Source organism: Oligoflexus sp. (genome assembly GCF_035638955.1).
In the GTDB taxonomy this organism is placed as follows: domain Bacteria; phylum Bdellovibrionota_B; class Oligoflexia; order Oligoflexales; family Oligoflexaceae; genus Oligoflexus.
This window is the reverse complement of the sequence record NZ_DASQYZ010000105.1, coordinates 45411-56020: the sequence shown is the minus strand read 5'-3', so window position 1 is coordinate 56020 and position 10610 is coordinate 45411. Positions and strand designations below refer to the sequence as shown.

Genomic DNA, 10610 nt, shown 5'->3' with positions numbered 1-10610 from the left:
TGATCGAGAAGATCGAGCAGATCGTAGCGACCCAGGTCGAGGCCATCAAGAATGTGAAGATTGATAAGGTGACCGTTTGGGACTCCGGCAGCGGTGACTCGTCATCGACAGCAAATTTTCTGTCGAACATGATCAAGAGCCTGCCGCCGCTGCATGAAGTGGCGAAGATGGCTGGCGTTCAGTTGCCTGAGTACCTGGGACGTATGCAGGACAGCACCGATTCAGCCCCTCATAAGCACTAAAATCCTAGGCCGCAGCGCTAACATCCCGCTCTGTCAGGCATAAACTCCTGGTTTTGTGATTTGCCAAGATATCCACGCAAGGTATAATAGGCGAAACATTCCCAGGAGCACATTCAGGATGCCTAGAATCACTGCATGGATCCTTGCTCTATTCATAACCACGACAGCGTGGTCGGGTCCCAAGGACCACGACCTCAGTCTTTCCTATGAACAATTTTTTGTCAAAATCATGGATGATCCGACGGGCATTTCCCAGTGGTCACGCGGTCTCCTTGAAAACCCTCAGGCGAGCCTCAGCGCCTTTGAAAAAGCCAAATTGGTCGGTATTTACGGCGGAACATGTTATGAGCTTCGCTGCATCAACGATCCCTGGTTTAACGAGAAAGCTGTGCGCAATGCGATCTCTCTTGCCGAGGGTGGATCCGATAAAGCACTCATCATGCGTCTCCACTTGATGCTGGATTATATCACCAGTGGGGATCTTGACTTGGCCGAATCTCTGCGAAATCTCGACAAGTTGAAACTCAAGGCCGAGTCCATGGGCGGCGGGCGCATTCTCGGTGACGTCTATCGGGAATACTCAGGCGTATTCGATTCTTTCGATGACAAACCAAAGGCACTGCTTTATCTCCAAAAAGCTTTGGAAGAGGTGAAAAAGGATACATTTCCAGGCGATCTCATGCCTTTTATGCTGCAATACGATGCCGGGGTTTTAACGGCCGGCTCGGGCGATCCGAACAAGGCCCAGAATTTTTATCGGGAACCCTTGGAGTTCTGTCGTCGCGAAAACATACGGCACTATGGGGCTCTTATGCTGACCAGCCTGGGGAGGAGCTTTGTCAAAAACGAAGAGTCCCGCAACATAACCCAGGGTTTGGCCCATCTGGACGAGGCGGAAGCCATGATTCGCGGCATGGAAGAAACCATGGTGCGCTCTTATATAGCCATCGTGCGGGGCGAGGCCTTTTTTCGCCGGGATGACTTCGAGACAGCTTCCCAACACTATAAGACCGCTCATAAGCTCTTCACGCAGGCACAGTCGGACAAATGGATCGGTGAGTCCGCATTCTGGGTGGCGCAGTCTGAGACGAAGCGCAAGCGTTACAAAGAAGCCATGGAATGGTTGACGATCGCGGAAAAGCATTTCCGTGCCACCAACAATTCAGACATCGTGCTCTACGAAAATTTGCGAGCGGCTATTTATAAAGGCATGGAACGCTATCCCGAAGCGTTGGAGGCGCTGGAAAAATCCCTCAAGGCACGTGATCAGATCGATAAGGATACGCAAAAGGGGGAAATCAGTAAGCTGCGTTCGCAGCTGGAATTTACAGTCCAGGAAAATCAAAATGAGCTCCTGAAGAAGGACAATGCCTTAAAGAGCCAGCAGCTTCAGGAAGCTGCCTTGATTCAAAAGATCGCGGTCCTGCTGGCTGGAGCCAGCCTCCTCATCCTGATTCTCTTTGCACTGTCGGTTCGTCAGACGAAAAAACTCAAATCGGCCCAGGCGAGAATTCACGACATCCTGCACTATATCGAGGAAGGGATCATCACGATCGGTCGAGGATTTCGAGTGGAAGCCAGTCTATCGCCTTATATCGATCACTTGATAGGGAGGCAGCCCAATCCCGACAATCATGATGATGTGTTTCATACCCTGATGCAGAAAGTGGATCTGAGCGCCCATGAAAAACAACTCATCCACGACACGCTGGAAGCCTGTATGGACGCAACATTCCTGACCTGGGAGCTCAATCATTCGCATCTGCCTATGGAAATGACCATGGACCAGGGCCAAAAAATTCTGACTCTGGATTGGCAGCCCATTATCGGCCGAGGCCAGTCTATCGATCGCATTCTGCTCGTCCTGCGGGATCATACCGTCAGGCGCCAGCTGGAACGGCAGCTGTCGATCGAGCAGACGCGGGTATCGCAAACCACGTCCCAGATCCATGAAATCATTCATGCCGGTTCCCAGAAAGTCCGACGTTTCCTGGACCGCTTTCTGCGGCAGCAAAATGAAGTCACCTCGTTCCGTGAAGCCGGCAATGCCGCTGCATTAGCCCGAATCCTGCATACTTTAAAAGGCGATGCTCGCACGCTGGGCCTGGATTCACTGGTCGCGCGGACCCACGCTTTGGAATCCGAGCTGGGTTCCAACATGAAAAATGATTTTGTTTGGCAGCAATGGCATCAGCATCTTCTGCAGTATCAGTCCTTGCTTCAAAATTTTGACGAGCAGACGCAAGGCCAACGCCCGTTAGGCGGTAGTTCTTTGCATGAAATCACAGTGGAAATCTGCGAGGGCTTGCGCAGCTATATGGATCAGCAGGGTTTGATCTTGCAGCGGCTGTGTGTGGATGATGGCTGGGGACTCAGCATGCCGGGGGACCATGACAGCGTACGACTCATGCTTTTACATAGCCTCACCAATGCCGTTGACCACGGCTTCGTCATCCCTCTTAAGTCACGCAGGTCTTCGCGGGTTCATATGGATCTCACGGTCAAGACCGCACTGACTCCTACTGATTTTCACCTTACAATTATTGATAACGGAGCGGGAATTGATCGCGAAGCTCTAGCGGAAAAATACGGGAGAGCCTCGCCCTTAAGCGATCAAGACGTCAATGAACTCATCCTGAAAGCAGGCGTGACGTCGGCTCCAAACCTTACCGAGACCAGTGGCCGCGGCATTGGATTGAACGCCATTCACAGCCTTTTACAAAGTTGGAATGGTACAGTGCGCCTAGGTTCTGAAGCATCCGGAGGCACGCAGCTGGACATTCAGTGGCCGCGTTCGGCTTGGGCCAAAACCGTTTCCGCCTCATAAACCTGCCGCTGGTGTCAGCGGCTGACCCTCCTGCCAGTTCAAAAAATTTAAACCTGCAGCAATATGATCCTGCTTCCGTTTTCCTAAGTAGGGAAACTCAAACAACATGAGGAAGCGATCATGCAAAGGACTGCATTCATAGCCTTCCAGACGTCAACTCTTGGCCTGGCTGGTCTAGGCCTGGCATCTATCGTCCACGCCGCGGAAATCGGCGCGCACGCCATTCAGAATTTCGGAACCTGTGCTTCGAATCTTTCTCACACGCTGGGGGATGCGGCTGGGTTCCGCGACCATCGTCCTGGCGACCTGGTAGCCAACTTTTTCTTCGCTGACGACAACGTCTGGCAACAGGACTGGACCACGGCCGATTTCTCCAGCAGCGGCGACACTGCCAATGGTTTTGCCGGTGCCGACTCCAGCATGCTCACCTACCTTTCTTCACACGGCGACAGCAGCGGTGGGGTCTTCTACGGATCACTTTCTGAGGCCCAGGGTTGCAGCTTCGGCAACAATAGTATGCAGCTGGGCGATGCCAGGAACCGTTATCTCTTCCTTTCCACATGCTATGGCCTGATGCTGGGCACGGGCAAGTACCTACCCGAACATCCCGATCACTCAGCCGAGGATTTGCAACAAGTCTGGAGCAAGGGTCTCGCCGGGACGCGTTGCATCTACAGCTATGGCACCGTCTCCGTTGACAATCCGAATTATGGAAAATTCTTTTGGGAACGTTGGAAACAGTCCGGAGTCACGAATGCCAATGCTTTCCTGGACGCCAGCTGGGCCATTTCCATAAGGCAACAGCCCGTCGTGATGTGCTTTGGACGCGACAACCAGGATGCCAATGCCAAACTTGACGAGACCGTGTTCAGTTACGATGCCAGTGCCTATGGCTACAGCGCATGGACCTGGTATGATCCTGTGAATGTTCGCACCATGCCGAACCCTTCACAGCGTGCAGCAGCCGTACCGCGACGCATTGTTTTCTCACGATCCACAGGACCTGATCAGAGCACGGCCCTGCCGGCTGCCAACCTTCGTGGGACCTGGAAGATTTCATCCGTGGCTTTGGAGCGAAGCCCGGCCGGCCTCACCCAAGAGAATTTGGTCACGACATCCAAGGGCTGGCGTTATAGTAAGCCTGGGTATGGCTCCGCTGTTCTCCGCACGCGGACGGCTCGGCAAACCGACCAGGACGCCATACGTCTGGCCCGACAAAGTCTGACCAACCTTCGATTGAAAGCGCCGGACGAGAACCTCACGGTTGCCTATGTCCGCCAGCAAAAAACAGCCAGTACCGATCAGCCAGAGCCCATTGTTGTCAATCGGATGGTTGCTTTCCAGCAGGCTGTGATCGGCGGCTATGGGATGCTGGGTGAAGATGGAAAACTCTTTGTATCTGTGGATGCTACGGGTGACGTGAGAATGATTGAAGACACGCGCGTCAAGGCCGTAGCAACCGCTGAATTACCTCGAGATGTCGGTGCTGCCGTGAGCATGGACGATGCCGCCGAGGCTCTTCTGGCCATGGCTCAAAAGCGCTGGCCGCAGTCTCAGATTCAAACAGCGCCAATCGAAATAGGCTACGTCGCCGATGGGAAAAATACAGCGCGCCTCATGGCTCGCATGTCCTTCACAGCAACTCAAGGCGACTTCGCCAAAGCTGACGAAGTGTCCGTGTCCCTGCAGTGATGATCAAACCGTGCTCCCGTTCGGGCCTGGAAAAAACCACCAATGCCCGTTCGGGACAGCATCAACCGGAATTCCAGAGATAGCTTTCACTGTGAAAATTGACTACACTTCACACAACCTGGCTGCGAAGCGAACTCACCCGGTAAAGCCCTATGACCCTGGATCCGGAATCCTACGCAAAAGCCAAGACTGTCTTTCACGAAGCGCTTCGTTTGGATCCCAAGCAGCGAAGTATTTTTCTCAGTAAAAAATGTGAAGGATGTGAAGAGATACGCGCCGAAGTCGAGTCTCTGCTCATGCATCACGAAAGCGCTTACTCCTTCGTCGGCTCGACACCAAAAGCAGTCGATATCGCTTTTGAACCAACTCGATCCACCTCAATCCAACACAATATAAAGCGGGTTGTTCAAAATCGAGGTTTTCGCTGGGTTATTCTGCTCGCAGTGGTCATGCTGCTCGCTTTCCTTGCAAAATTGGCCCGGGATAAGTTGGATGCGGCCCTTCGTGCTGACGTCTCCGCACACTTGGAAAATATTTTGAGCCCAAACTGCTTGACCATGGATCTATGGGCCGGTCAGCTCTTTGACGAGTCGGAAAAGTGGGCTAAAGCGCTGGCCGATGATGCTGCCCTGAGAGAACTGATTCAGATCTCAAGAAACAGCGGGAATCCTGAAGAAGCCCTCAAGAACGCACAAGCGCAGCGGCATATTCAACGCCTGATGGAACCCACCTTACAATCCGGTCCTTTCACACACTATGTCATCATCGATGATACTTATCGGAATATCAGCACGGACACACGCTATTCCCTGGGAAGGAAACTCGATGTGTCGACCGATGTCATGCTCGTAGTCGATAGGCAGCTGAACGGTGAGCAGGTGTTTGTACCTCGATGGCAGATGGGGACAGCATTCAGGGACCCCGAACTGATGAAGCGTCCGGAATTAGTGTCCTGGTTCGGGTCCCCGATTCGAGACGCATCAGGGCGCGTCATTGCAGTTCTGGGCCTTGCCGTCGATGTCACCCGAACATTCGACGTTATCTTCAGAATTGGGCGCTGGGGCAACTCGGGGGAGACTTATGGTTTCAACAAACGGGGGCAGATGCTGTCTGAAAGTCGCTTCTCCAGGCAACTGGTTGACATCGGCCTCTTAAAAGAAGGTCAATCCTCAGGGTTGAATGTCTATTTGAAAGACCCGGGCGGTGATATGACAAAGGGTTTTCGGCCCGAGAGGCCGGGAGAGGAATTGCCTTTTACGCGACTCGTCTCAAAGGCGTTAACAAGTCTGCGTCTTAACCCGCAAGTGACACATGGCTATGTGCTGGAGCCTTATCGGGACTATCGAGGCGTCGAGGTTATCGGAGCATGGCAATGGCATCCGAAACTTGAGCTCGGCATGATCACCGAAGTGAACGCCGATGAGGCTCTTTTAACCAAACGCTTTATCGATCGAGCCTACCTGACTCTTATTATCCTCTTTATCAGCGTGACAGCATTAGCTTCGATCGCCTATTTCAATCTGATCCGCATCCGACCTGCCGCTCTTTTAGGATCCCGCATGGGACAATACAGGCTGCTTCGCAAGATTAGTGAGGGGGGAATAGGCGAAATTTATCTCGCCAAACATGAATTCCTCAAAAGACCGACCGCGATTAAAATCCTGAAGTGTGACAGCAGCGATCCTGACTCCCTCAAACGCTTTGAGGCTGAAGTGCGAGCGACGAGTCAGCTGACTCACCACAATACCGTGGCTATTTATGATTTCGGCATGCTGAAGACTAGACGCTTTTACTATGCGATGGAGTATCTGCCTGGAATCAGCCTTGCCAAACTTATTGAACTTGAGCAGTGGCTACCTTATTCCAGGGTGATTTATCTCCTCTTGCAGGTCTGCGGATCACTTCAGGAAGCTCACCGTCTGGGTCTGATTCATCGTGACATCAAGCCGCTGAATTTTCGAGCCCGGATCACGACAAACCCTTCCGGGCTATAAACGTGAACACATCGGTGTCGGATGATAAGGACTCATCGGCACTGTAATCGCCGAAGATTTTGATGTCGCAGAAGCCAATTTTTTCCAGCAAGCTCCGAAACTCTTCAATGCCGTACCAGCGCAAGGCAAACCTTTGCAGCTCGGTCGCAAGCAGCCGTCCATCGTTCCACTTTTCATACTTGAGATAGGTCACAGCCTTTTGCTGAAGAAAGTCCACATTCACCAGCTTGGATTCCATGGTGATAATATGAGAGTCCTCTGTTTGCCATGTCTTGGTGGACACGCGCCCCAGGTCAAATTCCGTCTGAAGGAAGATGTCCACGATGAAGCGCCCGCCAGGTTTGAGGCACTCGTGAAATCGTTGCAGCGCCTGTATGGATTCCGCCCGTTCATCCACAAGAAGGAAAGATCCAGTCGGCAGGATCACGGCGTCGTATGGCCTATCGAACTTAAAATTCGCCATGCTGTCGAGCCAGACTTGCGAGGCCAGCCCAGCCTCGTGCAGACGCTTTTTGCAGGAATCCAGCATCTCGGGTGAAATATCGAATCCTTCGACCTGATAACCGGCTTTCAGCAACGGAATCAGGACACGCCCTGAACCCACCGCAGGTTCAAGTATGGGTCCACTCAGTCCCGTGAGATGACGGCTATAAAACTCAATTTCACCGAACGATCGACCCACCGGTTTATCAATGTCATAGACCTGGGTTGAAAGTTCACCATAGCAGCTGAACATGCCTGGGCTCCTTGATGTCAAGAGAAAGCTGCAAAACAGCTGCTGGAGCCTACGCGATCTCAGGAGACTTGAATACGGCTGATTCCGGCCCGCCTCGCGGAAAGCGTCCTCATTTAGAAATCTTCACATGCCTTCCTCGCATTCCTGATTGTACGCCCTTTGCACCAAAGTCCTTCTGACCTTCACATTTTCTTCATTTTCCTGGCGAACGGCTGTGCTTTAATGGCGAAAATTTCCAGCGGAATTTTAGGAAGCAACTCATATTTATGTGATCAGCTAAAGGATCGTGCATGGATCGTCGAGAATTCTTGCGTTGTGGCCTCTCAGCCGCAGCGACCACCCCCTTTTTTTCAAAAAATCTATGGGCCCAAACGTCACCGATTCCGGGCAACGTGGAAAAACTTCAGGCTCTGGAAGCCGAGCCCTTGCGTCGTTTGGCCTTTGGGTCCTGTAACAAGCAGACCCACGATCAAAGCTATTGGCAATGGATCGCACGCGAACAACCGCAGCTGTGGATCTGGCTTGGCGACTGCATCTACGCAGATCGAGCCAGCCTGGACACGAGGCGTCAATGGTATGATGCTTTGAAGACAAACAGTTTCTATAAAGCTTTCACTGACCAGGTGCCCATCATTGGCACCTGGGATGATCATGATTATTTTAATGGCAATGCGGATGGCCGTTATGAGGACAAGGATGCCAGCAAACTCCTGATGCTCGACTTTATGGGTGTCTCTCCGGAAGATCCCGTGCATGCGAGGCTAGGCGTTTTCCAGAAATACACGTTTGGTCCTGCAGGTCAGCGCACCGAAATCATACTCCTGGATCTACGCTATTTCATGGATCGTAAGAAGAACGAAAAATCCCTCCTGGGTGAATTGCAGTGGGCCTTCCTTGAGGAGGCGATACGGAACAGCACAGCCGACCTTCTCATCATCGGTTCGAGTTTGAATGTGAGCTCCCGAATCACATTCTTTGGCCTCGAAGGCTGGAATGCCTTCGGCGGCGAGCGCCAGAGGCTCTATGATCTCCTGGCTTCCACCCCAACCCCGACGGTCCTGTTAAGCGGGGACAGGCATATGGGCGAAATCTACCGCATTGTGTTAGGCAACGGAAAACCCATTTATGAGCTGATGTCCAGCGGTCTCACGCATGCCTTGGGGGTAAAACTCCCGAGCAAGGAACGCCAGGGAGAAACGGTGGGCAAGAGGCACTATGGCTGCCTTGACATCGATTGGGGAGCCACGGGCCCACAGGTGCAGCTGCAGCTTCGTTCCAACGAGCAGTCCAGGATTTACCAGAATCATCTCGCTCAATTCTCTTACTAGCAGGCGACTCGAACGCATTCAGTTGTCACCGCCCAGCTTGCTGCAGATCGGGCGGGCCAGATAACCTTTGATGCCACGGCTGTTCGCATCCTTCTGGAGTGTGTCCGGGGTCATTTTCCTCGTCATGGGATTTTCCATGTCGAGGTCCCAGACCCGCTTCATGGAGTCCATCGCGGTTGCGCCACGAATAACCGCCAAGGATTCCATGTTGCTTTTGAAACTGGCATTGTCAAAATTAAACGAACTCACGATCGCGATGGTGTCATCGAAGAGTGCTGACTTTGCATGCAGCATCCCTGCTTGACTCATCCACTCGTAAATCTCCGCACCAAGGTCCAGAAAATTCTTGAAATCGGGAACCGAGCAATCCCATAGGATGGCCTCATCATTGGATTGATACGAATTGGTGAAAATCTCCAATTTCACGCCACGTTCAACCGCCTCACGAAGGGCTTTTCTCATGGGTTGGCTTAAAGCAAAGTAGGAATTGGTCAAGCGGATGCTTTTCTGAGCGTTATGAATCAAGGTCAAATAAACCCGTTCGCCATTCGTAAGTCCCCGGTAGGGATCGAGCTCAGCATCGGATACACGCGGCCTATGCAAAGCATTCTCCTGCAACTTCCGGAGGTACGGGCGATCGGGTATGTGACCGGCACGGACAGCGTCCGAGTCCAGGTAACGAACCAGGCTCCCCCCCGTGGTGGGCAACGCCGGGAAAAGCTCAGCATCGGCTGCAATCTCATCAGGTGTATGAATATCGCGCAAGCGCTGGTCATTTTTCTTGCAGTAGTAGCGGACTCCGTAATAGACCTGTTGAAGGCAATCCCCTTTGTTCACCCAGGTTCCAGGATTCAGGCTGGGCCAAACTCCAGCACTGTCCGTGATCGTCTGTTCCCAATCACCAAATTCCAGCCAGTTTTTCATAAAGCTTCGTTGCATGGTACCTACGGCAGGGCCTGTCACCAAAATATCCGTATCGCGGTACTTGTAATCCGAGGACAGACCATAAACCCGAGGCCCCCAATCGGGCGGCGGATGGTCGGGAGCCGGTTTCATATAATTGCGACCGATATTCCTTCCGCCTGTCAGCGCCGACCGACCATCGACGATGAGAACTTTGCTATGCAGGCGATTCTGGGGCCATAACCATACGCCGTAGGGCTCCCACAGCGAATCCCGGGCCAGATTATAGGCCATAACCGGGTTGTAATTCATGATATCGATCTTCGGATGCCTGGCGAGCTGCTGCAGGATCGTAGCGCCACCTACGATGACATCGGTATTGCCCAGGCTGTCCGCCATAAACCTGATATGAACCCCACGTTCCGCAGCCTGCCACAGCATGCATGCAATGTAGTTCCGCTCCAGGACTTCGGGGCCCTGCTCGCAGGGAACCGGATCTTCGTCATGGTACTCGACATCATCCACGATGAAGTAGGTCTGGATGTGAATATGGTGCTGGGCCTCGCGAATCAGGCTGACCCAAAGTTCACTGGCTCGCTCGGCCGTGTCTACAATTTCCACGGCGTTGCCATGGATTTCAGGTGCGCTTTCAGCCACCGGCGTAAGCGGATGAGAACGGGTGATTTGACTCAGAAAATCCTGCAAGCGCGCATCATCATAAGACATCCGTCCTTCAGCTAGAAAAAATCTGTCGATCTCGCTGTCAGGCAGGTAGGGTTCGGCAGCTTCAAGATGGAAAGCGCAAAAAATCAGCAGAGCAAGACCTGGGATTTTTGAGCAAGAAAAGATGGTCATGATCACCGCCTCCCGGAAAAAGATGCGCATGAG

The 10610-nt window shown here is 52.7% G+C and carries 6 protein-coding genes and 1 pseudogene; 5 read left to right on the top strand and 2 right to left on the bottom strand.

Annotated features, from left to right (window positions below; translation table 11 throughout):
• The 4 genes and pseudogenes from VE954_RS10200 to VE954_RS10185 all read left to right on the top strand — a co-directional run.
• A pseudogene (locus VE954_RS10200) lies at window positions 1-242 on the top strand (flotillin family protein); the annotation flags it as partial.
• 118 nt (window positions 243-360) lie between these two features.
• Window positions 361-3069 carry an ATP-binding protein gene (locus tag VE954_RS10195; protein WP_324952297.1) on the top strand — a complete coding sequence of 903 codons (2709 nt, stop codon included), beginning with the start codon at window positions 361-363 and terminating at the stop codon, window positions 3067-3069.
• A gap of 120 nt (window positions 3070-3189) precedes the next feature.
• Window positions 3190-4761 carry a DUF6345 domain-containing protein gene (locus VE954_RS10190; protein ID WP_324952295.1) on the top strand — a complete coding sequence of 524 codons (1572 nt, stop codon included), beginning with the start codon at window positions 3190-3192 and terminating at the stop codon, window positions 4759-4761.
• A 152-nt stretch (window positions 4762-4913) separates the two neighbouring features.
• Window positions 4914-6755, top strand: a complete 1842-nt coding sequence (locus VE954_RS10185) for a serine/threonine protein kinase (protein WP_324952293.1) — start codon at window positions 4914-4916, stop codon at window positions 6753-6755.
• Here the strand turns inward: VE954_RS10185 and VE954_RS10180 are convergent.
• Complete coding sequence (locus VE954_RS10180) at window positions 6730-7491, bottom strand: class I SAM-dependent methyltransferase (protein ID WP_324952291.1); 762 nt, start codon at window positions 7489-7491, stop codon at window positions 6730-6732. The two genes, VE954_RS10185 and VE954_RS10180, sit on opposite strands and share 26 nt — an antisense overlap.
• 290 nt (window positions 7492-7781) lie before the next feature.
• Between VE954_RS10180 and VE954_RS10175 the strand changes: the two genes are divergently transcribed.
• Entirely contained in the window at window positions 7782-8819 is a 1038-nt protein-coding gene (locus tag VE954_RS10175) for an alkaline phosphatase D family protein (RefSeq protein WP_324952289.1), read from the top strand.
• 18 nt (window positions 8820-8837) lie between these two features.
• Here VE954_RS10175 and VE954_RS10170 read toward each other — a convergent pair whose 3' ends face one another.
• Window positions 8838-10577 carry a phosphatidylserine/phosphatidylglycerophosphate/cardiolipin synthase family protein gene (locus VE954_RS10170; protein ID WP_324952287.1) on the bottom strand — a complete coding sequence of 580 codons (1740 nt, stop codon included), beginning with the start codon at window positions 10575-10577 and terminating at the stop codon, window positions 8838-8840.
• Between the last annotated feature and the right edge of the window lie 33 nt (window positions 10578-10610).